The organism is Kluyvera genomosp. 3, assembly GCF_011765685.1.
Classification (GTDB): Bacteria; Pseudomonadota; Gammaproteobacteria; order Enterobacterales; family Enterobacteriaceae; genus Kluyvera; species Kluyvera georgiana_A.
The window spans coordinates 2,030,504-2,054,856 of sequence record NZ_CP050321.1 but is presented as its reverse complement, the minus strand read 5'-3'; the positions used below and the strand labels follow the sequence as shown (position 1 = coordinate 2,054,856).

At 54.1% G+C, this 24,353-nt stretch carries 23 protein-coding genes; 12 read left to right on the top strand and 11 right to left on the bottom strand.

Annotated features, from left to right (window positions below; genetic code table 11):
* Nucleotides 1–92 precede the first annotated feature (92 nt).
* From yebS to GY169_RS09545, 4 genes are all read left to right on the top strand, one after another.
* The gene (yebS, locus tag GY169_RS09560) at nt 93–1,376 is read left to right on the top strand and encodes a membrane integrity lipid transport subunit YebS (protein WP_167575584.1); all 1,284 of its coding nucleotides are present in this window, start codon (nt 93–95) and stop codon (nt 1,374–1,376) included.
* Complete coding sequence (locus GY169_RS09555; RefSeq protein WP_167575583.1) at nt 1,345–3,978, top strand: PqiB family protein; 2,634 nt, start codon at nt 1,345–1,347, stop codon at nt 3,976–3,978. Before yebS ends, GY169_RS09555 begins: the two co-directional genes overlap by 32 nt.
* 84 nt (nt 3,979–4,062) lie before the next feature.
* The gene (gene rsmF / locus GY169_RS09550; protein WP_167575582.1) at nt 4,063–5,502 is read left to right on the top strand and encodes a 16S rRNA (cytosine(1407)-C(5))-methyltransferase RsmF; all 1,440 of its coding nucleotides are present in this window, start codon (nt 4,063–4,065) and stop codon (nt 5,500–5,502) included.
* A 112-nt stretch (nt 5,503–5,614) separates the two neighbouring features.
* Complete coding sequence (locus GY169_RS09545) at nt 5,615–5,854, top strand: YebV family protein (protein ID WP_163447991.1); 240 nt, start codon at nt 5,615–5,617, stop codon at nt 5,852–5,854.
* Between the two features lie 31 nt (nt 5,855–5,885).
* On the opposite strand, the gene lpxP is transcribed toward GY169_RS09545, so the two are convergent.
* Nucleotides 5,886–6,821 carry a kdo(2)-lipid IV(A) palmitoleoyltransferase gene (gene lpxP, locus GY169_RS09540; RefSeq protein ID WP_167577272.1) on the bottom strand — a complete coding sequence of 312 codons (936 nt, stop codon included), beginning with the start codon at nt 6,819–6,821 and terminating at the stop codon, nt 5,886–5,888.
* 555 nt (nt 6,822–7,376) lie between these two features.
* On the opposite strand from lpxP, the gene GY169_RS09535 reads away from it, so the two are divergent.
* Nucleotides 7,377–7,589 (top strand): KTSC domain-containing protein, encoded by a 213-nt coding sequence (locus GY169_RS09535; protein ID WP_167575581.1) that lies wholly within the window; start codon nt 7,377–7,379, stop codon nt 7,587–7,589.
* 103 nt (nt 7,590–7,692) lie between these two features.
* Here GY169_RS09535 and uraH read toward each other — a convergent pair whose 3' ends face one another.
* The gene (gene uraH / locus GY169_RS09530) at nt 7,693–8,103 is read right to left on the bottom strand and encodes a hydroxyisourate hydrolase (protein ID WP_167575580.1); all 411 of its coding nucleotides are present in this window, start codon (nt 8,101–8,103) and stop codon (nt 7,693–7,695) included.
* A 125-nt stretch (nt 8,104–8,228) separates the two neighbouring features.
* The gene (locus GY169_RS23420; protein ID WP_167575579.1) at nt 8,229–8,411 is read right to left on the bottom strand and encodes a cold-shock protein; all 183 of its coding nucleotides are present in this window, start codon (nt 8,409–8,411) and stop codon (nt 8,229–8,231) included.
* A gap of 480 nt (nt 8,412–8,891) precedes the next feature.
* On the opposite strand from GY169_RS23420, the gene cspF reads away from it, so the two are divergent.
* Complete coding sequence (cspF, locus tag GY169_RS09520; protein ID WP_167575578.1) at nt 8,892–9,104, top strand: cold shock-like protein CspF; 213 nt, start codon at nt 8,892–8,894, stop codon at nt 9,102–9,104.
* 495 nt (nt 9,105–9,599) lie between these two features.
* On the opposite strand, the gene GY169_RS09515 is transcribed toward cspF, so the two are convergent.
* Genes GY169_RS09515 through yobA form a run of 3 tightly spaced genes read right to left on the bottom strand, consistent with a single transcriptional unit; the run spans nt 9,600 to nt 11,197 of the window.
* Nucleotides 9,600–9,938 (bottom strand): YebY family protein, encoded by a 339-nt coding sequence (locus GY169_RS09515; protein ID WP_167577271.1) that lies wholly within the window; start codon nt 9,936–9,938, stop codon nt 9,600–9,602.
* Between the two features lie 12 nt (nt 9,939–9,950).
* Nucleotides 9,951–10,820 carry a copper homeostasis membrane protein CopD gene (gene copD / locus GY169_RS09510; protein ID WP_167575577.1) on the bottom strand — a complete coding sequence of 290 codons (870 nt, stop codon included), beginning with the start codon at nt 10,818–10,820 and terminating at the stop codon, nt 9,951–9,953.
* Between the two features lie 2 nt (nt 10,821–10,822).
* Nucleotides 10,823–11,197, bottom strand: a complete 375-nt coding sequence (yobA, locus tag GY169_RS09505) for a CopC domain-containing protein YobA (RefSeq protein ID WP_167575576.1) — start codon at nt 11,195–11,197, stop codon at nt 10,823–10,825.
* A gap of 137 nt (nt 11,198–11,334) precedes the next feature.
* Here yobA and GY169_RS09500 point away from each other — a divergent pair, with 137 nt between their 5' ends.
* The 3 genes from GY169_RS09500 to exoX all read left to right on the top strand — a co-directional run bounded on the left by GY169_RS09500 (nt 11,335) and on the right by exoX (nt 13,004).
* A complete protein-coding gene (locus GY169_RS09500; RefSeq protein ID WP_064544733.1) occupies nt 11,335–11,565 on the top strand; it encodes a DNA polymerase III subunit theta in 231 nt (76 codons plus the stop codon).
* 88 nt (nt 11,566–11,653) lie between these two features.
* Nucleotides 11,654–12,322, top strand: coding sequence for a carbon-nitrogen hydrolase family protein (locus GY169_RS09495; protein ID WP_167575575.1), 669 nt, complete (start codon nt 11,654–11,656; stop codon nt 12,320–12,322).
* A gap of 22 nt (nt 12,323–12,344) precedes the next feature.
* Nucleotides 12,345–13,004: an exodeoxyribonuclease X gene (gene exoX, locus GY169_RS09490; RefSeq protein WP_163447983.1), complete on the top strand. Its 660-nt coding sequence runs from the start codon at nt 12,345–12,347 to the stop codon at nt 13,002–13,004.
* Here the strand turns inward: exoX and ptrB are convergent, their stop codons facing one another.
* Together ptrB and GY169_RS09480 are read right to left on the bottom strand one after the other, a co-directional pair.
* On the bottom strand, nt 13,005–15,056 hold the full coding sequence (ptrB, locus tag GY169_RS09485) for an oligopeptidase B (protein WP_167575574.1): 2,052 nt from the start codon (nt 15,054–15,056) through the stop codon (nt 13,005–13,007).
* An 83-nt stretch (nt 15,057–15,139) separates the two neighbouring features.
* Nucleotides 15,140–15,781, bottom strand: coding sequence for a tellurite resistance TerB family protein (locus GY169_RS09480; RefSeq protein WP_167575573.1), 642 nt, complete (start codon nt 15,779–15,781; stop codon nt 15,140–15,142).
* A 183-nt stretch (nt 15,782–15,964) separates the two neighbouring features.
* On the opposite strand from GY169_RS09480, the gene purT reads away from it, so the two are divergent.
* Entirely contained in the window at nt 15,965–17,143 is a 1,179-nt protein-coding gene (purT, locus tag GY169_RS09475; RefSeq protein WP_167575572.1) for a formate-dependent phosphoribosylglycinamide formyltransferase, read from the top strand.
* A gap of 76 nt (nt 17,144–17,219) precedes the next feature.
* Here the strand turns inward: purT and GY169_RS09470 are convergent, their stop codons facing one another.
* From GY169_RS09470 to zwf, 3 genes are all read right to left on the bottom strand, one after another.
* Nucleotides 17,220–17,861: a bifunctional 4-hydroxy-2-oxoglutarate aldolase/2-dehydro-3-deoxy-phosphogluconate aldolase gene (locus tag GY169_RS09470; RefSeq protein ID WP_064544721.1), complete on the bottom strand. Its 642-nt coding sequence runs from the start codon at nt 17,859–17,861 to the stop codon at nt 17,220–17,222.
* Nucleotides 17,862–17,900: 39 nt separating this feature from the next.
* Nucleotides 17,901–19,712, bottom strand: coding sequence for a phosphogluconate dehydratase (gene edd, locus GY169_RS09465; RefSeq protein ID WP_167575571.1), 1,812 nt, complete (start codon nt 19,710–19,712; stop codon nt 17,901–17,903).
* 234 nt (nt 19,713–19,946) lie between these two features.
* Entirely contained in the window at nt 19,947–21,422 is a 1,476-nt protein-coding gene (gene zwf / locus GY169_RS09460) for a glucose-6-phosphate dehydrogenase (RefSeq protein WP_064544716.1), read from the bottom strand.
* Nucleotides 21,423–21,819: 397 nt separating this feature from the next.
* On the opposite strand from zwf, the gene GY169_RS09455 reads away from it, so the two are divergent.
* Both GY169_RS09455 and pyk read left to right on the top strand, forming a co-directional pair.
* Nucleotides 21,820–22,689 (top strand): MurR/RpiR family transcriptional regulator, encoded by an 870-nt coding sequence (locus tag GY169_RS09455; protein WP_064544714.1) that lies wholly within the window; start codon nt 21,820–21,822, stop codon nt 22,687–22,689.
* Nucleotides 22,690–22,799: 110 nt separating this feature from the next.
* Entirely contained in the window at nt 22,800–24,242 is a 1,443-nt protein-coding gene (gene pyk / locus GY169_RS09450; protein ID WP_064544712.1) for a pyruvate kinase, read from the top strand.
* Nucleotides 24,243–24,353: the final 111 nt, after the last annotated feature.

The window sequence follows — 24,353 nt, the reverse complement described above, 5'->3', positions numbered from 1 at the left end:
CCTTATAAAATACGCATTAAGTGCGTTCGGGCTCAAGATGAATCCATACTTAGGTTAAGATAGAGTTATACATTCATTTATCAATGTAATAAATGGCACTGAAAACATCACGTATAACGCCGACGAAAAAAATACGAATTCACACGGTCAGAGAACCTTTGCCGTGGGCACATTACCAACGTTGCCCGCAGTGCGATATGCTTTTTCGGTTACCGGTCGTAAAATCATCGCAAAGCGCCTATTGCCCACGCTGTAACGCCAAAGTGCGCGACGGCCGAGACTGGTCGTTAACCCGTCTGGGCGCCATGGCGATTGCCATGCTGCTGCTGATGCCCTTCGCCTGGAGCGAACCGCTGCTGCGGCTGTATCTGCTCGGCGTCCGCATTGACGCCAATCTGCTGCATGGGATCTGGCTGATGACCGATAGCGGACACCCCATCACCGCCGCGATGGTGTTTTTCTGCACCGTCGCCGCTCCCGCGGTGCTGGTGACGTCCATCGCCTATTTGTGGCTCGGTAACATTTTAGGGATGAATCTTCGTCCTGTCCTGCTGATGCTCGATAAATTGAAAGAGTGGGTGATGCTCGACATCTACCTGGTCGGTATCGCCGTGGCCTCGATTAAGGTGCAGGACTACGCGTTCCTGCAACCGGGCCTGGGTCTGCTGGCTTATATCTCGCTGGTAGTGCTCAGTATCCTGACGCTGATTCATCTAAACGTCGAACAGCTTTGGGAACGCTTCTATCCCCAGCGCCCAGCCACGCGGCCCGACGGCGCGCTCCAGGTGTGCCGCAGTTGCCATTATACCGGTTTCCCGGATATGCGCGGTCGCTGCCGCCGCTGTCATACACCGCTTTATCACCGCGGCAAACACAGTCTGCAAAAAAGCTGGGCGGCGCTGATCAGCTCGATTGTTTTTCTGCTCCCCGCCAACCTGCTGCCTATTTCCATTATCTATGTCAATGGCGGCCGCCAGGACGATACGATTCTTTCCGGGATCCTGTCGCTGGCCAATAGCAACGTGGCGGTGGCGGCGGTAGTCTTTTTTGCCAGTATCCTGGTCCCCTTTACCAAAATTATCGTGATGCTGACGTTGCTTATCAGCATCCACTTTAAGTGCGAACAAGGGCTGCGCACACGCATCCTGCTGCTGCGTTTCGTCACCTGGATTGGCCGCTGGTCAATGCTTGATCTGTTTGTTATTTCGTTAACCATGTCGCTCATCAATCGCGATCAACTTCTCGCCTTTACGATGGGCCCCGCTGCGTTTTATTTTGGCGCTGCGGTAATATTAACTATTCTTGCTGTTGAATGGCTGGACAGCCGCTTACTTTGGGACGCACATGAGTCAGGAAACGCCCGCTTCACAGACTGAGGCGCGAATTAAAACAAAACGTCGCATTTCACCGTTCTGGCTATTACCGGTCATCGCGCTGATGATTGCCGGCTGGCTTATCTGGAACAGCTACGAAGACCGGGGAGCGACCATCACCATCGACTTTATGTCGGCGGATGGTATTGTTCCCGGCCGCACGCCGGTACGCTTCCAGGGCGTTGAGGTGGGAACGGTTCAGGATATCCGCCTGGCCCGTGACCGCAGCAAAATTGAGGTCCGCGCCAGCATCAAAAGCGATATGGAAGACGCACTGCGGGCAGATACCCAATTCTGGCTGGTCACGCCGAAAGCCTCTCTCGCGGGTGTTTCCGGGCTGGATGCGCTGGTCGGCGGTAACTATATCGGCATGATGCCCGGTAAAGGCGAACCGCGTGATCATTTCACCGCCCTCGACACACAGCCGAAATACCGCCTGAACAACGGCGAGCTGATGGTCCACCTGCACGCGCCGGACCTCGGTTCGCTCAATACCGGGTCGTTGGTTTACTTCCGCAAAATTCCGGTTGGCCGCGTCTACGACTACACGATCAATCCGAATAATCAGGGCGTCACCATTGACGTGCTGATCGAGCGCCGTTTCACCAATCTGGTGAAAAAAGGCAGCCGCTTCTGGAATGTCTCCGGCGTGAAAGCCGACGTTGGCCTTAGCGGCGCGAAGGTGCAACTGGAGAGTCTGGCCGCGCTGGTTAACGGTGCGATCGCTTTCGACTCGCCATCCGATTCCCAGGCCGCCGGGCAGAACGATGAGTTTGGCCTCTATGAAGATCTGGCCCACAGCCAGCGCGGCGTGCTTATTCAGCTGCAGTTGCCGAACGGCGATGGGCTGAAAGCGGGATCGACGCCGATGCTGTACCAGGGGCTGGAAGTCGGTCAGTTGACAAAAATGACGCTCAATCCGGACAGTTCGGTGACCGGCGAAATGACCGTCGACCCGAGCGTAGTATCGCTGCTGCGCGAAAATACGCGCATTGAACTCCGTCAACCGAAGCTGTCGCTGGAAAACACCAATCTAAGTCAGTTGCTCACTGGCAGTACCTTTGAGTTGGTCCCGGGTGAAGGCGCGCCTAAGGATCGCTTTACCGTACTCGCTGCGGATAAAACACTGTTGCAGCAGCCCGGCGTATTGACGCTAACGTTGACCGCGCCTGAGAGCTATGGCATCGACGCCGGGCAGCCTATCATGCTGCATGGCGTGCGCATCGGCCAGGTCATGGAGCGTACGCTGAACGCCAAAGGTATCAGTTTCGCCATCGCCATCGATCCGCAATACCGTGACCTGCTGCACGGTGACAGCAAGTTTGTCGTGAACAGCAAAATGGACGTCAAAGTCGGTATCGACGGTGTAGAGTTCCTCGGGGCCAGCGCCAATGAATGGCTGAGCGGCGGCATTCGCATTTTGCCCGGGGAAAAGGGAGCGATGAAAACCAGCTACCCGCTGTTCGCCAATCTGGAAAAAGCACAGGAAAATAATCTTAGCGATTTCCCGACGACCACGTTGATGCTCACCGCCGACACGCTGCCGGATATTCAGACCGGTTCCGTCGTGCTATACCGTAAGTTTGAGGTGGGTGAAATAACCTCCGTACAACCGCGCGCCAACGCGTTTGATATCGCGGTGCATATTAAGCCGGAATACCGTTCGCTGCTGACCCCGAACAGCGTGTTCTGGGCCGAAGGCGGCGCGAAAGTGCAGTTGAACGGCAGCGGGCTGACAGTGCAGGCGTCCCCGCTTTCACGGGCGTTAAAAGGCGCAGTCAGCTTTGATAACATCAGTGAAGCGAATAATGGAACCCGCAAGGGCGACAAGCGCGTCCTGTTCCCTTCAGAAACCGCCGCGCGCGCTGTTGGTGGGCAGATCACCCTGCATGCCTTTGATGCGGATAAACTGTCTGCGGGTATGCCGATTCGTTATCTCGGCATCGATATCGGGCAGGTACAAAGTCTGGATCTCAATGCCTCGCGCAATGAAGTGCAGGCCAGCGCGGTTCTTTATCCTGAGTATGTGAATACCTTCGCCCGCCGCGGTACCCGTTTCTCCGTGATCACACCGCAAATCTCAGCGGCCGGCGTTGAACACCTGGATACCCTGCTCCAGCCGTACGTCAACGTTGAGCCGGGTCACGGTGAGCTGCGTCGCGATTTTGAACTTCAGGAGGCGACCATTTCCGATTCACGCTACCTCAACGGCCTGAACGTGGTCGTGGAAGCGCCGGAATCTGGTTCGTTGAGTATCGGTACACCGGTGCTGTTCCGGGGAATCGAAGTCGGTACCGTTACCGGCCTGCATCTCGGTAGCCTCTCTGACCGGGTGATGATTGAAATGCGCATCGGCCAGCGCTACCAGCATCTGGTGCGTAACAACTCGGTCTTCTGGCTGGCTTCCGGCTACAGTCTCGACTTTGGCCTGATTGGCGGTGTGGTGAAGACCGGCACCTTCAATCAGTTCATTCGTGGCGGTATCGCTTTCGCCACGCCGCCAGGAACGCCGCTGGCACCGAAGGCGCAGGAAGGCAAACACTTCCTGCTGCTCGAGTCCGAGCCGAAAGAGTGGCGCGAATGGGGTACCGCGCTGCCGCGTTAACGCCCTCCCTCACGCGCCGGTGTCCCGTCACCGGCGCGTTTTATGATAGACTGCGCGCTCTTTATCTCCTTGTGGTATTCGCCAGTGGCTCAAAACTCTGTCTATTTTCCTGATGAATTCCTCGCGCAGATGCGTGAGGCCATGCCGGCTCATCTCTCGTTTGACGCATTCCTTGCCGCCTGCCAGCGCCCGCTGCGTCGCAGTATTCGCGTGAATACGCTGAAAATCACGGTTGATGATTTCCTCACCCTGGTCGCCCCTTATGGCTGGCAACTGACCCCGGTCCCCTGGTGTGCGGAAGGCTTCTGGATTGAGCGTGATGACGAGGACGCACTGCCGCTGGGCAGCACCGCTGAACATCTGAGCGGGCTATTTTATATTCAGGAAGCCAGTTCCATGCTGCCGGTAGCGGCACTGTTTGCCGACGGACTGCAGCCGGTTCGGGTAATGGACGTTGCCGCAGCCCCGGGCTCGAAGACCACGCAGATTGCCGCCAGAATGGGCAACCGCGGTATGCTGCTGGCTAACGAATTCTCCGCCAGCCGGGTCAAAGTGCTGCACGCCAATATCAGCCGTTGCGGCATCAGCAATACCGCGCTCACACACTTTGACGGCCGCGTGTTCGGCGCCGCCTTACCCGAGTGCTTTGATGCCATCCTGCTCGATGCCCCCTGCTCCGGCGAAGGCGTGGTGCGTAAAGATCCCGATGCGTTGAAGAACTGGTCGCTGGCGAGTAACCAGGCGATCGCCGAAACCCAACGCGAGCTGATCGACAGCGCTTTCCACGCGCTGCGTCCGGGCGGCACGCTGGTCTACTCGACCTGTACGCTGAACCGCGACGAGAACGAGTCGGTCGTCGCCTGGCTGCTGGCGCGTTATCCGCAGGAAGTCGAGGTTATGCCTTTGGGTGAACTCTTCGCTAGCGCTGACCAGGCATTGACGCCTGAAGGCTTCCTGCACGTGTTCCCACAAATTTATGACTGTGAAGGGTTCTTCGTCGCGCGACTGCGTAAGACCGCGGCGATTGAAGCGCTGCCAGCGCCGGGCTACAAGGTGGGTAAATTCCCGTTCACCCCGATGAAAACGCGCGAATCCGCTGCCGTTGAGAGTGCAGCGCACAGCGTGGGCATTGAATGGGATGAAGCGCTAACGCTCTGGCAGCGCGACAAAGAGGTTTGGCTGTTCCCTACCGAAATCGCGCCACTGCTGGGTAAAGTTCGTTTTTCCCGTATTGGACTGAAACTTGCCGAAACGCACAACAAAGGTTTTCGCTGGCAGCACGAAGCGGTCGTTGCGCTGGCTAATACGCAAAAGCTGGGGCATGAGCTGACGCTGGAAGAAGCGCAGGAATGGTATCGTGGCCGCGACGTCTATCCGCAACAGCCGCCCGCTCACGACGACGTCATTGTCACCTTCCAGGGATTCCCGCTGGGGCTGGCAAAGCGCATTGGTTCACGATTGAAAAACAGTTATCCCCGCGAATTGGTACGAGATGGGAAACTGTTCGCCAGCAGGTCGGAGTAGCGGACAAAAAAAGCGCACTTTTTAACTGGCGTAATTCTCGACGTTGACTACGCTGAAAAGGTACGGCCTAACTGGTCGTACCACAACGGTCAGCAGATTAACGGAGAGCATGATGAGTAAAACCAGCGTACGCATTGGCGCATTCGAAATTGATGACGCCGTGCTGCATGCCGATCAACACGGCGAGCGAACGTTAAGTATCCCTTGTAAGTCCGATCCCGATTTATGTATGCAGTTGGATGCCTGGGACGCCGACACTAGCATCCCGGCCCTTCTTGATGGCGAACGTTCCGTTCTTTATCGCAAGCACTACGATCAACCGTCCGATGCCTGGGTTATGCGGCTTGTCTAACCCAAAAGGAACCCGCCCACAGGCGGGTTATTTATTTAGCGTGCGGCACCACAGTGTACAATGATGCTTGACCATGAGGTCGGGTTTTAAAGCGGCGATGCACCCACAGATATTGCTCCGGTGCCCGTAAAATCTCACGCTCGATAATTTTATTCATATAGCTGGCAGCGGGGATCTCATCCCCACTCGGATAGTCTGTCATCGCTTCGCTGATATGCAGGGTATAACCTTTCTGGCAAGGTTTACGCACCATGGTCACCGTCAGCATGGCCGCGCCGGAAAGACGTGACAGTACGTTTGTTCCATTGGTGGTTGCCGCCTCGGTGACGGAGAAAAACGGCGCAAAAACGCTGCCTTTCGGACCGTAGTCCTGATCGGGCGCGAACCATACCGCTTCACCGGCCTTCAGCGCCTGCACCAGACCCCGCAAGTTACGACGGTCAATCATCGCTTTATTCGAACGCAGACGCCCGGTAGTCTGCACCCATTCCATTAGCGGATCGTTGTGCGGACGATAGGTCGCCATCATCGGACGACACAGCCCCATCGCACGGCCACCCAGCTCCAGAGACATGAAGTGAACGCCAACCACCATAACGCCGCGCTGCTCTTTCAACGCGTTCATCAGGTTGGCGTACCCTTCCACATCAAACCATTTTTTGACGCGGGCATCGCTCCAGAACCAGGCCATCCCGGTTTCAATCAGCCCCATGCCCAGAGACATAAAGTTTTGCTCGATCAGCTTCTCACGGTCCGCGGCATCCATATGCGGGAAACAAAGTTCAATATTACGTGCCGCAATCTGCTCCCGGCGTTTTAGAAAGCGTCGGGATGCTTTACCCAGCGACGTGCCAAGGAGATGTAAAACGGGGTAAGGTAACTGTACAACCAGCCACAAGGCGGCCAGAGCGAACCACTTCAGCCCGTTGCGCGGGTGAAGTAAAGCGGTATCAAAATTTTTAAACATCATTCTTTCCAGCAACGAAATGCAAGGGTAACACTTAAGGAGAATCGATTCCGTTCATTCATCTTTATGCGTTTGTGTATATGTTGGACCCTGCTGCATTCGACAAATTCACTTCCCGGACGTTTATTTACAAACGGCTGGTATCAGAGCTATGAGGCGGGGGTGGCAGGCTGTGGCTCAACTCGCCGCAAGCATGCGCCTTTTTGCAGCAAAAAAATAGAGAATTTAATTCACATTACAAAATTATTTTTTTAATGCTAACTTTTCGTATTATTAGCGGGTTATTAAACTTACAACACGATGATTTTAACCATTTTTCTTTTTATCAGTGCGACGGTGCGTGATGCTTTGACTCTCGGTTATGTTTGCAACAGAACTTAAAGAAATCGGGTAAGATTCCTGGCTACCCTCACCTTCCCTGCGCATATGAGAGATAAGAAAATTCCTCTTTGCGATCAAATTTTTGCGGATGAATCTTCAGTAAGCGTTAAGATAAGGGTTCAATCGAGTTGGCCCACCTGCAACTCAAAAGATGAAGGGAGTAATCAGAACATAATGCAGCGTCAGAACGTCTCATCATCAAGAATTAAATCAATTGGTTATGATGCAAAGCAAAAAACACTGGAAATAGAGTTCTTCAGTTCAGGCATTTACCAGTATGTCGGCGTCACCTCAAAAACGTACGAAACATTTCTCAGCGTGAAGTCAAAAGGACGCTTTTTTGATGGGGTCATTAAAGACAAATTCCTCTGCCGAAAAATAGGCTGAGCACCCTATCAGGATTTGCATACTGCACATCGCCATAATAGAAAACAAAAAGCCAGCGGTTAGGCTGGCTGAGTGGCGAAGATGCATGGTGCTGTGACGAGTATCAACTCCCTTTGTAAGTCGAGTATCCGTACTGACTTAGCAAGAGAGGAATATGAAGCTTTTCGTTTGTCTTCGTCACGGTGAACAACACCGGCACCTCAGGGAAGAATGAGGATAGCTTTTCGCGCTTAAAATAATCGCCTGTTTTGAACGTCACCCTGTACACCCCTGGCTGCATATCCTTGTCTTCAGGGTACAAGGACTTAATACGGCCATCGCTATCTGTTTTCCCTTGCGCAAGCATATCCCAACCTGTCGACTGTTGTTTTTCCAGAGTGACATCAACGTCTTTTGAAGGGATTCCTGTTTGCTGGTTGAGAATATGAACGCTAAGGGTTCCTGCAGGCGCACTAAACGCAGCCGGTGCGAAGACCGCGGTAGACAGCAACATCAGACTCATTATTTTGTTCATTTTTTCTTCCTGTGATTAAAGACACAGGTCAAGCTTAAACATGTTTTTGACAAAGAAAATTCAACTTTTTGTTATGATTTCTTCAGCACACAAAAACCGCTGTTTTTACTCTTTAGCACATCAGACTAGACGGCAACGCTCGGTGCTCTATCCCTGCCCCTGACGGTTGCAGTTTCATTAAACACCATATTGGTTTTGCAAAAAATACATTTTGCGCCAAATGGATTTTTCTCAGAAACATCAAATACTGATGTTCGATATTGGGAGCCATGACAACATGGGCACCGAAAATGAATATTTAAATTCATAAGATATACCTCTTAAGGGGAGAGACTTCACTTTGTGTTTCAACAACATTGCATTCATTGAAATTTTAACTTTATGCAATAAAACACCAGCGATGCTCTGAATAAATGTGTAGGCTGTCAGCCCTTTGAACCAGGAAATATCTGACACAGAAAAATTCTGACGCCAGACCTTGCTGAATGGCAAACTCAACATTGCGCCCTTCAAACAGGGTATTTAAATCATTTCCCTGAAACGCAGATATTGTACGTTGAATTCAAAGAGAGAAGATATCAGCGATAGCGCCAGACGATGAGGACGACTCAGTAGAATGTTTTACGTTGAATGCATTGCAAACTGCCATTACCATTAATGGCATGTTCCGCGATGATTAGCAAATTTTATTTTAGCCGTCCAGCAGTCTTTATTGAAATATGGCGATAAAATTCGCTTTTTGTTTTTTTAAGCGTATAGTTTGCCCGAGTTTTTTAAAAGGAATCTATTTGTCTCGTAAAATGACAGGAATTGTCAAAAGTTTTGATGCCCTCAGCGGCAAAGGTTTTATCACCCCATCAGATGGTCGAAAAGACGTTTTACTCCATATCTCCGCAGTGTATAGCAGTGAATCCGAATCCCTGATACCTGGCGTCCACGTTGAGTTTTGTCGTATCAACGGCCTGAAAGGACCGACGGCTGCGAACATCTACCTATCCTGATCTTCTACCGTTCATCGCACTTTCGCAGCTTATCAAACTGACTCTTATACAAAGGCACGTGATGATGACATTTTCCCCCCGACTGGCAGAACACAAAAATTTAACAATAACGCAAAAAGATCTGGACGGGCGTGGTGCTGAGTATGATATGGTTTAGAGAGCATATGGAGATTGCAGGAGATTTTCATCGGGTGGGGAAAACCCCCGATGTAAATAACCAATAGAATGATACAGATAAAAAGAGACCGAATACGATTCCTGTATTCGGTCCAGGGAAATGGCTCTTGGGAGAGAGCCGTGCGCTAAAAGTTGGCATTAATGCAGGCTAAGTCGCCTTGCTTTATAAGAATAGATGACCGTGACAGCTTTTCCAGTCCACAGGCCTGGTGAGTGGAAAATTTTCGTCGAATAAACGGCATAGCATAAAAAAAACCGCAACCATTCAGCGAGAATAGTTGCGGTTTTTTATTGAATATTAAAGAGATTTGCTATGTATCAGCAAAGTTTCTCTGCGCGCTCGATAAATGGCGCAAGGCTCATTTTCACCCCAGGCTGATTCGGATCGTCAATCTGAATTACGCTCAACGGCTGCGCCTGAGTCTTACCGGCCTTTACCTGCTGCTCTGCCACATCGTTCAGCGGATACTGCACCAGTGTGCTCGGGTTAATCACATACAGCGCATTATCCGCACGGCAAGTCAGCATGACCTCTTCGCGATTAAATGCCCACTTCTCTTTTCCCACCTCAAAGCGGCTGACGGTAATGACCCGCGCTGCCAGCGCGCTGCTGGCAGTGGTTAACAACAACAAAGAGAGAATAATCTTTTTCATAATTCGCCAGTTCAATTAAAAAGGTTCCCAGGTGGCGAAAAGGCTGACGCACGCCAGCACCAGCGCCGCCAAAACAATTTCCACCTGCGTGGTACGTAAAAAGACGCGCTGCGCCCATCCATTTGCCGCCGTCATCTTCGGCACCAGTAAATAGCGGTTAAACAGCGCCATGATAATCATCAGTGCGACCAATCCCACTTTCACCCACAGCGCAACGCCGTACGGGGTCGAGGCCGTGAAAACGCCCTGAATCATCCAGGTATTGACCAGCCCCGTTGCTACCGCACCTGCCACGGCAAGATGTCCATAACGGGAGTAACGCATCATCGTCGTAATGGCGAGCTTGCGCCAGCGGCCTTTTGCCAACCGCAAACAGTACAAAAAGGGGACCAGCCCGCCGGCCCACGCCGCAGCACAAAGTAGATGCGCGGCGTGATTAATGCGTTGCACCACCCCGACTGCGCCTTCATACATCGCCGCATGGCCAACGCCAGCCAGCAGAATAAACTGCGCGACGCACAGAAGCAAAAGTCGCCGCATCATCTGCCGTGGCTGTACACACGCTATACCCAGCGCCACCCACGCCAGCACGATTTCCCACAGCCATACGCTGCCAAACTGCGTATGCAGTACCGCCTGCCAGACCTCCGGGCGCCAGGTGTCTGACCAGCCCTCCCCCATTAACCCACCTTGCGCCACCAGCATCAGCATAGCCGATAGCACACTCAGCCCTAACGAGCTACGCAACAGCTGGGAAAAACGCTGTATCAACAGTCGGCGTAGTTCAGATGGCGCCCACCAGCCCGCGTAAAGCGTGCAGCCGAAGGCCACCATCAGCGAGGCAAAATGAATAAATCGCAGACCAATATAGAGTGCCGCTAGCATGGTTACTTCACGCTAAACTGGTACTGACCTTTCGTTTTGTGCCCGTCAACCGACACCACGTGCCACTCAACGGTATACAGACCAGGCGTCAGCGTTTGGGATAACGGAACAATCAGCTGCGTTTTGTCATTTTCGCTGCGCGTCGCCTTGCCTGTGTCAACAACCTGTTGCTCCGGGCCGATCAGCTTAACGCCGCTAAAGTTAGCCTCAATACCTTCAGAAAAATTAAGCGTCAGCGTTTGCGGCGTCGACGTGATTTCAGCATTGGCGGCAGGTGTTTGTTGTTGCAGGTGAGCGTGAGCCCATACGGGCGAGGAGCCGAAGGCACTCAGAAGAAGCAGTGTGGCGCAGAGCGTGCGAGGCGCGGTGAATTTCATTTCCATCATTCCCTTTTGTTATCAATATAAGTCAAAGAATAACGCTGTATAATGTTCACGTCGAGATGAGTGCCCTCCGGACTTGCCATTTTGCGAGACTCTTAGTAACTTTTGCGCGTATTCCCAAGGAGAAAACCATGCAAACCAATCTGGCTGCCCTGCCTCAGCAGGAAATGGATAAAGTTAACGTCGATCTTGCCGCGGCGGGCGTTGCCTTCAAAGAGCGATATAACATGCCGGTTGTAGCCGAAGTCGTCGAGCGTGAACAGCCAGCGCACCTGCGCGACTGGTTTCGCGAGCGGCTCATTGCGCATCGTTTAGCATCGGTAAACCTTTCCCGTCTGCCGTATGAGCCGAAACAGAAATAATTATTACTGTTAGTTACAATTCCTTACATCAGACTTGTTACTATTGTCCGGAATAAAACTCGCTGACAACGTGTTGAAGGACGCAACGATGCTGACATGGACTATTGCTGCAGCGCAATATGCGCCCCGAAGGGGAGATATCGCAGATAACATCACCCACCATTTGCGCTTTATTGACGCCGCAGCCGAACAGGCGTGTAAAGTGCTCATCTTTCCTGAACTCTCCCTAACCGGCCCCAACGACGAGCACACGCTCCCCGCGCCGCCATGTGATAGCCAGCTGCAACCGCTGCGCGATGCTGCGCAGCGCCACCGGATGACCATCATTGCCGGGCTGCCAGTGGAGAACGCGGGAAAACGTATTAAGGGAATCGTGATTTTCGCGCCCGATGCCGATGCGCCGATAAAGCAACAGCAGGGGCACGGTACTTGCCTGGCGCCAGAATCGGATCAGGTCAGCGTCTTTGAGCTAAACCACGAAGGTTGTGAGCTTTCCCCTCAGGCCTCGCTGCTGGCGACCGTCAGCTGCATGGCGGAACCACAGCAGCAGCGTATCACCCAACGTCTGCAGCGGTTTGCGCATAAGTACGCTATCGCGGTATTGAAGTCGAATTACGCCAGCGGAACCTTTTCCGGAGGCAGCGCGCTGTGGGATGAGAATGGCCAGCTGATCGTTCGTGCCGACAGCGGAGAATTGCTGCTCACCGGCAGAAAAAGCGCTCAGGGTTGGCAAGGCGAGATCATTCCATTACGCTAGTCCTTTTGGCCGGGAGTTCGCCATGCTGCGCGTTATTGATACCGAAACCTGTGACCTGCAAGGAGGCGTCGTGGAGATTGCCTCCGTCGATGTTATTGACGGGCAAATCGTCAACCCGATGAGTCACCTGGTTCGACCCGACCGCCCCATCAGCGCGCAGGCGATGGCGATCCACCGGATTACCGAAGAAATGGTCGCCGATAAACCGTGGATTGAAGACGTCGTGCCGTTCTACCAGGGAAGCCCCTGGTATGTCGCCCATAACGCCAGCTTTGACCGCCGCGTGTTGCCGGAGATGGATGGCGAGTGGATTTGCACCATGAAACTGGCGCGTCGCCTGTGGCCGGGAATTAAGTACAGCAATATGGCGTTATACAAATCCCGCAAGCTGAACGTAGCCACACCGCCGGGGCTACATCACCACCGCGCGCTGTATGACTGCTACATCACCGCCGCGCTGCTGATCGATATCATACAAACCTCTGGCTGGACGCCGGAACAGATGGTTGACGTCACCGGGCGCCCCGCGCTGTTGCGCACCTTTACCTTCGGTAAATACCGCGGACAGGAAGTGGCGGAAGTGGCAAAAAACGATCCGGGCTACCTGCGCTGGCTGTTTAACAACCTCGACCGCATGAGCCCGGAACTGCGTTTAACGTTGAAGCACTACCTCGGCCAATAGCTAACGCTCTGATTGTCCTGGCAGGGTTCCCTGCGCCAGGGCAATCAGGAAGGCATACTCCAGCGCGACCCCTTCATAGCTCTTATAGCGCCCGGACTTACCGCCGTGCCCGGCATCCATCTCAGTACACAGTAGCAACAGGTTATCGTCGACCTTAAGTTCGCGTAGTTTGGCCACCCATTTTGCCGGTTCCCAATACTGTACCTGCGAGTCATGCAACCCGCTGGTGACCAACAGGTGCGGGTAAACCTGCGGCTGTACGTTGTCATACGGGCTGTAGGATTTCATATAGCGATAGTAGGTTTCATCCTGCGGATTGCCCCACTCTTCGAACTCGCCGGTAGTGAGCGGAATCGACTCATCCAGCATCGTGGTCAGCACATCCACAAACGGTACCTGCGCGACTACGCCGTGGAACAGTTCGGGTCGCTGGTTGATAACGGTGCCCATCAGCATGCCGCCAGCGCTACCGCCCATGCCATAGCACAAATTCGGCGCGCCATAGCCCTTCTCCAGCAGCGCATCGCAGACATCCAGATAGTCGTTAAAGGTGTTGTGCTTTTTGAGGAATTTGCCGTCTTCATACCACTGCTGCCCCAGTTCGCCGCCACCGCGAATGTGAGCGATAGCAAAGACGAAACCGCGATCGAGCAGGCTCAGACGACTGCTGCTGAAATCGGCGTCCATGCTGGCGCCGTAAGAGCCATAGCCGTAGACCAGCAACGGATTTTTACCCCGACGAAAATGCTCATGGCGATAGACCAGCGAAACCGGCACCTCAGCGCCATCACGCGCAGTTACCCACAAGCGTTCGCTGCGATAACGACTGGCGTCGAAGCCTTTCACTTCCTGCTGCTTGAGCACGCGACGCTCGCCGCTGTCCATATCAAGCTCAAACAAGGTATCCGGCGTGGTCATCGACGAGTAGCCGTAGCGCAAACAGGCCGTTTCCGGTTCCGGGTTATAGGCAATCCAGGTGACATAGGCCGGATCGTCAAAGGCGATGGCCGTCTCCTGATGAGTTTGCCGGTGAATCTGCCGCAGGCTGGTTAATCCGCGCTGACGCTCTTCCACGACCAGCCAGTCACGGAATAACGTGAAATCTTCCAGCATCACCGTATCGCGCGCGGCGATTATCGTCTGCCACTCGCCCTCTTCCCCGTTTACGCCCCGGTAGAGGCCAAAGTTTTTACCTTCGCGGTTTGAGCGAATATAGAAATGCCCCTGGTAGTGATCAAGACTGTATTCATGATCTTTACGGCGAGCTAAAAATGTCTGCGGTTTCGCATCCGGGATATCGGCATCCACCAGCAACATTTCGCTGGTTGTCGCGCTGGACAAGGCAATCACCACGAACTGGCGTGACGATGTCTTATGCAGGCTGACGTAGAACGTGTCATCCTGCTCTTCATAGATAAGCTCGTCCTGGGTAACGGGTTCCCCTATCTGGTGACGCCACACCTGCCACGGCAGTAGCGTCGTCGGGTGCTGGCGTACGTAATAGAGCGAGCGAGAATCATTGGCCCACACCACGCCCGGCGAAACATTTTCAATCACCTCCGGTAACCAGGTCTCATTTTCCAGATGACGAATCCGCAGGCCGTACTGGCGGCGCGAGAGGAAATCCTCGGTTACCGCCAGCAGATTATTGTCGGGAGCAACGTTTAGCCCTCCCAGGGTATAGAATTCGCTGTGTGCCGCGCGCTTGTTTTCATCAATCAGCAGCGACCACGACTCTTCTCCCAGCGCCTGGCGTTGATAAAGGGCATATTCACGCCCCGGCTCAAAGACCTGGCGATAGCGATAGCCATTTTTAATGTAAGGGGCGGAAACCTCTCGCGGCGGGATTCGGTCAACAATCTCTTTCAGCACGCGATCCTGTAGGCTTTGCTGGGATGACATCACCTGGCGGCCATAGGCGTTTTCCTGCTGTAAATAGTCGATAACCGCGGGCCTGGCGCGCGTGTCATCGCGCAGCCAGTAGTAGTTATCAATGCGCGTATCGCCATGCAAGGTCATGGCGTGAGGGATCCGTTTTGCTTTTGGCGGCATCTCGTTATTCTTCTGTTTTAGTCACACCCTATAAGGGTGGACAAATTAAACAATGATGCAAGCAAAAGCGGTGATAAAACGCATTAAAGTTGCTGTTTTTGCTGCTGTAAATCGCGTTCTATTCCCTCACGGACCTCCAGAGGCAGTTTCAACGCTTCGCCCAGCGCGTTCAGATAGCTGCGTTCCATAAAATGATCGATATCGATCGCCGCACAGCTGATGAAGTACAGTTCCAGCGCCTCTTCTTCATTATGCACATCTCTTGCCAGACGCTGAGGGTCGAGAGGTTGTTCCATCGCCCGCGCAATCATCGCACGCCCCTGCTCTTCAATGCCGGCTTCACGCAGCTGTTGTTCAATGGCCTGCTGTTCTTTGGCATCAATATGTCCATCGCTCTTCGCCGCAAAGACCAACGCCAGAATCAAGCGTTCGGTACGCACATCCAGCGGCGCTGGCGCTTCACCGTACTGGCTGGCGGTTTGCGGGTCTGCGCGTAATTTATCTTTATACTTGTTCCACAGCACGCTGCCAGCGACTGCGCCGCCTCCCACCAGCAATGCACCGGTGCCGTACTTCGCCAGCATTTTTCGGGACGACTTACTGGACAATAGTAGCCCGGCCAGGCCGCCTAATGCGCCGGGCACCAGCATTTGGCTGAGGTCGCTTTTACCGCTACCCGATTTTTGCCCCAGCAGAGACTGCAGTTGATTAAGCCAGCCTGACATACGACCTCCAGTAGAAATATGTGAGATGCTCAGCCTAAGCGAGCTGATGTCAGGATATGTCTGTTCCACATAAAGATGCGCAAATATCCAGCGATAGCACGGCCCGATTGCCAACAACGAGACACGCGCAAACGTTTTCGTTTATAATGCGGCAAATTTTCGTGAGACGGTGGTATAGGTAAAATGACGTTATTAGGCACAGCTCTGCGTCCGGCTGCGACGCGCGTAATGCTTCTGGGTTCCGGCGAGTTAGGCAAGGAAGTGGCGATCGAATGCCAGCGATTGGGTATCGAAACCATTGCCGTTGACCGCTACGCCGACGCCCCGGCGATGCACGTCGCGCATCGTTCTTATGTAATTAACATGCTCGATGGCGCGGCGCTGAAAGCGCTGGTTGAGCAGGAAAAACCGCACTATATCGTGCCGGAGATTGAAGCTATCGCCACCGATATGCTGATTGAACTGGAGCAGGCGGGTCAGCACGTCGTGCCCTGCGCACGGGCCACCCAACTGACCATGAACCGCGAAGGCATTCGCCGCCTGGCGGCCGAACTCCTCAAGCTGCCAACCTCAGCCTATCACTTCGCCGATAGCGAAGCCCAGTTTCGCCAGGCGGTTGCCGACATCGGCTTACCGTGCATCGTGAAACCGGTGATGAGCTCATCCGGCAAGGGCCAGACCTTTATTCGCCGTGAAGACCAGCTCGCTCAGGCGTGGCAGTACGCGCAGGAAGGCGGCCGCGCCGGTGCCGGGCGCGTAATCGTCGAAGGGGTCGTCAATTTTGATTTTGAAATTACCCTATTGACTGTTAACGCCGTAGACGGCGTGCACTTTTGCGCGCCAGTCGGCCACCGTCAGGAAGATGGCGACTACCGTGAATCCTGGCAGCCGCAGCAGATGAGCGCGCTGGCGCTGGAGCGCGCGCAGGCAATCGCGCGCGAGGTGGTGCTGGCACTCGGCGGCTACGGCCTGTTCGGCGTTGAGCTGTTTGTCTGTGGCGACGATGTGGTGTTTAGCGAAGTTTCGCCGCGTCCGCATGATACCGGAATGGTCACGCTGATTTCGCAGGACGTTTCAGAGTTCGCTCTGCATGTGCGTGCTTTCCTTGGCTTGCCAGTTGGCGCCATTCGCCAGTATGGCCCTTCCGCTTCTGCCGTGCTGCTGCCAACGCTGACCAGTAACAACGTGACCTTTGATAACGTGCAGAATGCGCTCGGTGCGGGCGTGCAACTGCGGCTGTTCGGTAAGCCGGATATCGCCGGTTCACGCCGCATGGGGGTAGCGCTGGCCACCGGCGATAGCGTTGAAGATGCCGTTGAACGCGCCAAAATCGCTGCGGCAGCCGTCGTTATTCAGGGATAAGAAAAAAGGCGGGCTGCTCACGCATACCCGCCCTTCTTTTGCTTACCCGATCATCAGACCGGGTACAGCAGACACCTTACAGCTTCGCGCCTTCAACCGCTTCGCGAGCCAGCTTGGTGATGCGATCGTAGTCGCCAGCTTCCAGCGCGTCTGCCGGAACCAGCCAGGAACCGCCGATACACAGCACGCTTTTCAGCGCCAGGTAGTCACGGTAGTTAGCCGGAGAGATACCGCCAGTCGGGCAGAAACGGATGTGAGAGAACGGACCTGCAATCGCCTGCAGCGCTTTCACGCCACCGTTCGCTTCAGCCGGGAAGAATTTGAACTCTTTCAGGCCGTGCTGCATACCCAGCATCAGTTCAGAAACAGAGCTAATACCCGGGATCAGCGGGATAGTGCCTGCGGTAGCCGCTTTCAGCAGTTCGTCGGTCAGGCCCGGGCTGATAGCAAACTGCGCGCCAGCGTCGGTCACTTCTTTCAGCTGCTGTGCGTTAGTCACGGTACCCGCGCCCACGATAGCATCCGGAACTTCTTTCGCAATGGCGCGGATAGCGTCCATCGCGCAGTCGGTACGCAGCGTCACTTCCAGTACGCGAACGCCACCGGCAACCAGCGCTTTTGCCATCGGTACTGCGTGCTCAAGCTTGTTAACCACGATTACCGGGACTACCGGGCCAGTGGTCAGGATTGCTTCAGCCGTTGTTTTCCAGTTTTTCATCAGAAATATTCTCTCGCCAGATCTACAAAACGTGTCATCTTAAAAGGTAATACAGGTTGCGCCCTGTTCCGCACCGGACAGTTTTTCCCGTAATGCGCCAAACAGTTCACGGCCTGTCCCCACGCGCGAAGCGCTCAGATCGGGAATATGCGGTTGGCGTGCGGCCAGTTCAGCGTCATCAACCAGCAGCGTTAGCTCGCCGGTCTGGCCGTTCACGCGGATCATGTCGCCATCGCGTACTTTTGCCAGCAGGCCACCGTCATAGGCTTCAGGCGTTACGTGAATCGCTGACGGTACTTTACCGGATGCACCGGACAGTCGTCCATCAGTGACCAACGCAATTTTGAAACAGCGGTCCAATAATACACCAAGTGGCGGCATAAGTTTATGTAATTCTGGCATCCCGTTCGCTTTTGGCCCTTGATGGCGCACAACCACGACGCAATCTTTGTCCAACAGGCCCGCTTCAAAGGCTGGCAGAACATCATGCTGGCTTTCAAAAACCACCGCCGGCGCTTCAATCACCTGGTTTTCAACCGGCACCGCGGAGGTTTTCATGACCGCACGGCCAAGGTTGCCGCTCAGCACTTTAGTGCCGCCATGTTTTGAGAACGGTTTATCGAAGGTGGCAATGATGTTGTCATCCAGCGACGCGGTGGCGCCTTCACGCCAGTCCAGCTTGCCTTCGTTCAGCCACGGTTCCATGGTGTAGTGAGACAGGCCAAAACCGGCGACGGTGTTCACGTCTTCGTGCAGCAGCCCGCCTTTCAGCAGCTCGCGCACCAGCACCGGCACGCCGCCCGCTGCCTGGAAGTGGTTAATATCGGCCGGGCCGTTCGGATACAGACGCGCCATCAGCGGTACCACTTCTGACAAGTCGGAGAAATCATCCCAGTTAATAATAATGCCCGCCGCGCGCGCCATCGCCACCAGGTGCATGGTGTGGTTAGTCGAACCGCCGGTCGCTAACAGCGCCACGATACCGTTGACCACCACTTTTTCGTCAATCATTTTACCCAGCGGCATCCATTCATTACCGTTGCCGGTCATGCGGGTCACCTGACGCGCCGCGGCGGCGGTCAGTTCGGCGCGCAGCGGCGCATCCGGGTGAACAAAGGAAGAACCCGGCAGCTGCATCCCCATAAATTCAATCACCATCTGGTTGGTGTTGGCGGTGCCGTAGAAGGTACAGGTGCCCGGCGCGTGGTACGACGCGGCTTCTGATTCGAGCAGCGCGTTACGGTCAACCTTCCCTTCCGCGTACAGCTGGCGAATGCGCACTTTTTCTTTGTTCGGCAGGCCGCTGGCCATGGGGCCTGACGGAATGAAGACAGACGGCAAGTGGCCGAATGACAGCGCAGCCATCGCCAGCCCTGGGACGATTTTGTCGCACACGCCAAGGTACAGCGCGCCGTCAAACATGTTATGAGACAGACCCACCGCAGCGGACATGGCAATCACTTCGCGGCTCAGCAGCGAAAGTTCCATCCCGTCCTGACCCTGCGTCACCCCGTCGCACATCGCTGGCACGCCGCCTGCAACCTGCCCCACCGCATTCACGCTGTGCAGCGCTTTGCGGATCACGTCCGGGTAGTGTTCGTAAGGCTGGTGGGCAGAAAGCATGTCGTTATAGGAGGTGATGATCGCGATATTGTTACGCAACATGCTTTTCAGCGACGCTTTATCGTCTGGCTGACAGGCGGCAAAACCGTGCGCCAGGTTGCCACAAGCGAGCTGAGAGCGGTGAACCGTTTCAGTTTTGGCTTGTTCGATACGTGCCAGATAAGCCGCGCGCGTATCGCGAGAGCGTTCAATAATGCGATTTGTTACCCGTAACATTGCAGAGTTCATAAAGGCTCCTTAAATTTTTTCTGTCCAGGCTGCGGCTCACGACGGTGTTTACATAGGTCTGACGAATGAATAAATGCCCGTATAGCGCAGCTCAGAGGCAAAGGTCTACTCGCAGTGTAATAAAAAAAGCCCCGGGGGTGAATCCTCCCGGGGCTTAAATGCGTAAAAATAGCACTACTTGCTGTGTTAGATCATGTTACCGGTAAAATAACACTTCTGGATTACCGTCAGGCCTTACTCAAACTCGTTCCAGGAACGGCCATCGCGAGTAATCATGGCGACGGATGCCACCGGCCCCCAGGTTCCCGCCTGATATGGTTTCGGCGCGTCTTTATCGCTAGCCCAGGCTTCGGTAATGGAATCGACCCACTTCCATGCTTCTTCCACTTCATCGCGGCGTACGAACAGCGCCTGGATGCCGCGCATGGTTTCCAGCAGCAGACGTTCGTAGGCATCGGCCAGATGCGTCTGATTGAAGGTCTCGGAGTAGCTCAGATCCAGCTTGGTCACCTGCAGGTTATGCTTGTGCTCCAGACCCGGAACCTTGTTAAGAATCTGAATATCCACGCCTTCATCCGGCTGCAGACGAATAGTCAGCTTGTTCTGCGGCAGCTCGGGCCAGGTTTCTTTGAACAGATTCAGCTCTGGGTTTTTGAAGTACACAACCACTTCTGAACATTTGGTCGGCAGACGTTTACCGGTGCGCAGGTAGAACGGCACCCCCGACCAGCGCCAGTTATCAATGTCCACACGAATGGAAACGAAGGTTTCGGTGTTGCTGGATTTGTTCGCGCCCTCTTCTTCAAGGTAGCCCGGCACCTTCTGCCCTTGCGCAAAACCAGCAGTGTATTGTCCACGAACGGTTTTTTCACGCACGTTGGTATGGTCAATGCGACGCAAAGACTTCAGGACTTTCACTTTCTCATCGCGGATGCTGTCAGCACTTAAATCTGAAGGAGGCGCCATGGCAATCATGCACAGAACCTGTAACAGGTGGTTCTGGATCATGTCGCGCATTTGACCGGCCTGGTCGAAGTACCCCCAACGGCCTTCAATACCGACCTCTTCGGCCACGGTGATTTCCACGTGATCGATAGTGCGGTTATCCCAGTTGTTCACAAACAGGGAGTTGGCAAAGCGTAGCGCCAGCAGGTTGAGTACCGTTTCTTTACCCAGATAGTGGTCGATACGGTAAACCTGGCATTCTTCGAAGTATTCACCCACCTGGTCGTTAATCTCGCGGGAGGTTTCCAGCGAGGTGCCCAGCGGTTTTTCCATGACGACGCGCGCCGGTTTGGCGTTCAGCTTCGCTTCACCCAGACCGCGGCAGATGGCGCCAAAGGTGCTAGGCGGCATCGCGAAATAGTTAATGGTGATGCGATTTTTTTGATCAAGCATCTCGCCAAGACGCGAAAACGCCGGCGCATCATTCACATCAAGATTGCAGAAATCAAGACGTGCGCTGAGGGTATTCCACAAACCTTCATCAATCTTCTCTTTCATGAAGGTTTCAAGCGCTTCGCGGACAACTTTGGTGTATGCCGCTTTATCCCAGTCTGCACGGCCTACGCCGATAATGCGGGTGTCCGGATTAATCTGGCCGGCTTTTTCCAGTTGATACAGGGAAGGCAGCAGTTTTCGGCGGGCCAGGTCTCCCTTCGCGCCGAAAATGACCAGATCGCATGCCTGGGCCGTTTGCGTTACCGCCATGTCATTCTCCTCAGTTTATAATCCCGGTTCTATGCCAGGCTATCTACCCGTCGCCGTTCAGGTTTTCATGAAAACGACGGATATCGTTGTAATTTTCTTACGGTGCACTGTACTGTGTTTACGAAATTGCCGAAACCCTTTAACGGCTTTGACCGCCTTCGATCGCACAATTCGGAACCATCATCGCCGTATAGTCAGGGCAATTGGCCAGTTTTGTTCGTTCTTTCGCCCGAAAGGTGTCAGTTAAAATACGACACCGATCATGTAATGAAAAAAAACAACATATTTTGCTGTTCCTATTCACTTTTCATCCCGCTTCAAGCGTATATTCTTGCTAAAACGCCTGCAGATTTCACCCATTAATGGAATCGTTTCAATCTATGAGCGCCTTGTCACGATGAACATGCTGGAAAGAATCCAGTCCCAACTGGAAAACCTTAGCAAATCCGAGCGAAAAGTCGCAGAAGTGATTCTGGCGGCCCCTGAACAGGCAATTCATTCAAGCATTGCCGCACTCGCTCTTGAAGCTGAGGTCAGTGAACCGACCGTTAACCGCTTCTGCCGCAGTCTGGAAACCCGAGGCTTTCCTGATTTTAAACTGCATCTTGCCCAAAGTCTGGCTAACGGTACACCGTATGTTAATCGTAATGTGGACGAAGATGACAGCGTTGAAGCCTATACGGCCAAAATATTCGAATCGGCGATGGCGAGCCTTGCTCACGTGCGGCAATCGCTCGATATGTCGGCGGTGAATCGCGCAGTGGATCTGCTGACCCAGGCAAAAAAAATCGCCTTCTTTGGTCTGGGGTCTTCTGCCGCCGTGGCGCACGACGCCATGAACAAATTTTTTCGCTTTAACGTCCCTGTCATCTATTCCGATGACATCGTTTTGCAACGAATGAGCTGTATGAATTGCAGCGACGACGACGTCGTGGTGCTGATTTCCCATACCGGGCGAACGAAAAGCCTGGTCGAGGTCGCCCAGGTGGCGAGGGAAAATGACGCGATGGTCATCGCCATCACCTCCGCCGGTACGCCGCTGGCCCGCGAGGCCACGCTCGCCATCACGCTGGACGTCCCTGAAGATACCGATATCTACATGCCGATGGTGTCACGTTTGGCGCAGTTGACCGTGATCGATGTCCTGGCCACCGGCTTTACCTTGCGCCGCGGGGCGAAATTCAGGGATAACTTGAAGCGAGTCAAAGAAGCGTTGAAGGAATCGCGCTTTGATAAAGAGCTATCGACACACAGCGATAATCACTAAAAGCGATAAAAAAAGTGTAACCTATTTAAGCATTCGGTAACCCGTTATTGGCATATTGCCGAATTCCTGTTCACGCAACACCTGAGTTGTATTAGTCAACGGAGTATTACATGTCCAGAAGGCTTCGCAGAACCAAGATCGTCACCACGTTAGGCCCAGCAACCGACCGCGATAATAACCTCGAGAAGGTAATTTCCGCCGGCGCTAACGTCGTACGTATGAATTTCTCTCACGGTACGCCAGAAGATCATCAGTTACGTGCCGACAAAGTACGCGAAATTGCAGCAAAACTGGGGCGCCATGTAGCTATCCTTGGCGATCTGCAAGGACCAAAAATCCGCGTATCGACCTTCAAAGAAGGCAAAGTTTTCCTGAATATTGGCGACAAATTCCTGCTGGACGCCAACCTGGGTAAAGGTGAAGGCGACAAAGAGAAAGTAGGCATTGACTATAAAGGCCTGCCTGCAGACGTCGTTCCGGGCGACATCCTACTGCTGGATGATGGCCGCGTGCAGTTAAAAGTGCTGGAAGTTCAGGGCATGAAGGTGTTCACCGAAGTGACCGTCGGCGGACCACTGTCCAACAATAAAGGCATCAACAAATTAGGCGGCGGCCTGTCCGCTGAAGCGCTGACCGAAAAAGACAAGGCCGACATTCTGACCGCCGCCAAAATCGGCGTCGACTATCTGGCCGTCTCCTTCCCGCGCTGCGGCGAAGATCTGAACTACGCTCGCCGTCTGGCCCGCGAAGCCGGTTGCGATGCGAAAATCGTCTCCAAAGTTGAACGTGCGGAAGCCGTCTGCAGCCAGGATGCGATGGACGATATCATTCTCGCCTCCGACGTGGTGATGGTTGCCCGCGGCGACCTCGGTGTCGAAATTGGCGACCCGGAGCTGGTCGGTATTCAGAAAGCGCTGATTCGTCGCGCGCGTCAGCTGAACCGTGCGGTCATTACCGCAACCCAGATGATGGAATCGATGATCACCAACCCGATGCCGACCCGTGCGGAAGTCATGGACGTGGCGAACGCCGTACTGGATGGTACCGATGCGGTGATGCTGTCTGCGGAAACCGCGGCTGGCCAGTATCCATCCGAAACCGTTGCGGCCATGGCGCGCGTGTGCCTGGGCGCAGAAAAGATCCCAAGCATCAACGTGTCTAAACACCGTCTTGATGTACAGTTCGACAACGTCGAAGAAGCGATCGCCATGTCGGCAATGTACGCGGCCAACCACCTGAAAGGGATTACCGCCATCATCACCATGACCGAATCCGGCCGTACCGCGCTGATGACCTCACGCATTACCTCCGGTCTGCCGATTTTCGCCATGTCTCGCCATGAACGTACGCTGAACCTGACCGCGCTTTATCGTGGCGTCACGCCAGTGTTCTTCGACAGCGCCTGCGACGGCGTTGCGGCAGCCCACGATGCGGTAAACCTGCTGCGTGATAAAGGCTACCTGATGTCCGGTGACCTGGTGATTGTCACCCAGGGCGACGTAATGAGCACCGTGGGTTCAACCAACACCACGCGCATTCTGACCGTCGAGTAACGCTCACGTTATTGATGTAAAAAACCGGACGATGTGAACTGACCCCATAATGTTGGACGGTTTATACTAAGCGGTTATAAGGGCCTGAGTTCGGTATTCCACTGGACTCAG

What these genes read in the sequence shown, in the direction of transcription:
- edd (WP_167575571.1), bottom strand. Translation starts at nt 19,712, where the DNA reads ATGAACTCTGCAATGTTACGGGTAACAAATCGCATTATTGAACGCTCT.
- GY169_RS09545 (WP_163447991.1), top strand. Translation starts at nt 5,615, where the DNA reads ATGAGTAAAACCAGCGTACGCATTGGCGCATTCGAAATTGATGACGCC.
- lpxP (WP_167577272.1), bottom strand. Translation starts at nt 6,821, where the DNA reads ATGTTTAAAAATTTTGATACCGCTTTACTTCACCCGCGCAACGGGCTG.
- GY169_RS09500 (WP_064544733.1), top strand. Translation starts at nt 11,335, where the DNA reads ATGCAAACCAATCTGGCTGCCCTGCCTCAGCAGGAAATGGATAAAGTT.
- yobA (WP_167575576.1), bottom strand. Translation starts at nt 11,197, where the DNA reads ATGAAATTCACCGCGCCTCGCACGCTCTGCGCCACACTGCTTCTTCTG.
- GY169_RS09480 (WP_167575573.1), bottom strand. Translation starts at nt 15,781, where the DNA reads ATGTCAGGCTGGCTTAATCAACTGCAGTCTCTGCTGGGGCAAAAATCG.
- GY169_RS09470 (WP_064544721.1), bottom strand. Translation starts at nt 17,861, where the DNA reads ATGAAAAACTGGAAAACAACGGCTGAAGCAATCCTGACCACTGGCCCG.
- GY169_RS09555 (WP_167575583.1), top strand. Translation starts at nt 1,345, where the DNA reads ATGAGTCAGGAAACGCCCGCTTCACAGACTGAGGCGCGAATTAAAACA.
- GY169_RS23420 (WP_167575579.1), bottom strand. Translation starts at nt 8,411, where the DNA reads ATGAATTTAAATATTCATTTTCGGTGCCCATGTTGTCATGGCTCCCAA.
- copD (WP_167575577.1), bottom strand. Translation starts at nt 10,820, where the DNA reads ATGCTAGCGGCACTCTATATTGGTCTGCGATTTATTCATTTTGCCTCG.
- GY169_RS09455 (WP_064544714.1), top strand. Translation starts at nt 21,820, where the DNA reads ATGAACATGCTGGAAAGAATCCAGTCCCAACTGGAAAACCTTAGCAAA.
- pyk (WP_064544712.1), top strand. Translation starts at nt 22,800, where the DNA reads ATGTCCAGAAGGCTTCGCAGAACCAAGATCGTCACCACGTTAGGCCCA.
- GY169_RS09535 (WP_167575581.1), top strand. Translation starts at nt 7,377, where the DNA reads ATGCAGCGTCAGAACGTCTCATCATCAAGAATTAAATCAATTGGTTAT.
- uraH (WP_167575580.1), bottom strand. Translation starts at nt 8,103, where the DNA reads ATGAACAAAATAATGAGTCTGATGTTGCTGTCTACCGCGGTCTTCGCA.
- yebS (WP_167575584.1), top strand. Translation starts at nt 93, where the DNA reads ATGGCACTGAAAACATCACGTATAACGCCGACGAAAAAAATACGAATT.
- ptrB (WP_167575574.1), bottom strand. Translation starts at nt 15,056, where the DNA reads ATGCCGCCAAAAGCAAAACGGATCCCTCACGCCATGACCTTGCATGGC.
- zwf (WP_064544716.1), bottom strand. Translation starts at nt 21,422, where the DNA reads ATGGCGGTAACGCAAACGGCCCAGGCATGCGATCTGGTCATTTTCGGC.
- exoX (WP_163447983.1), top strand. Translation starts at nt 12,345, where the DNA reads ATGCTGCGCGTTATTGATACCGAAACCTGTGACCTGCAAGGAGGCGTC.
- purT (WP_167575572.1), top strand. Translation starts at nt 15,965, where the DNA reads ATGACGTTATTAGGCACAGCTCTGCGTCCGGCTGCGACGCGCGTAATG.
- GY169_RS09495 (WP_167575575.1), top strand. Translation starts at nt 11,654, where the DNA reads ATGCTGACATGGACTATTGCTGCAGCGCAATATGCGCCCCGAAGGGGA.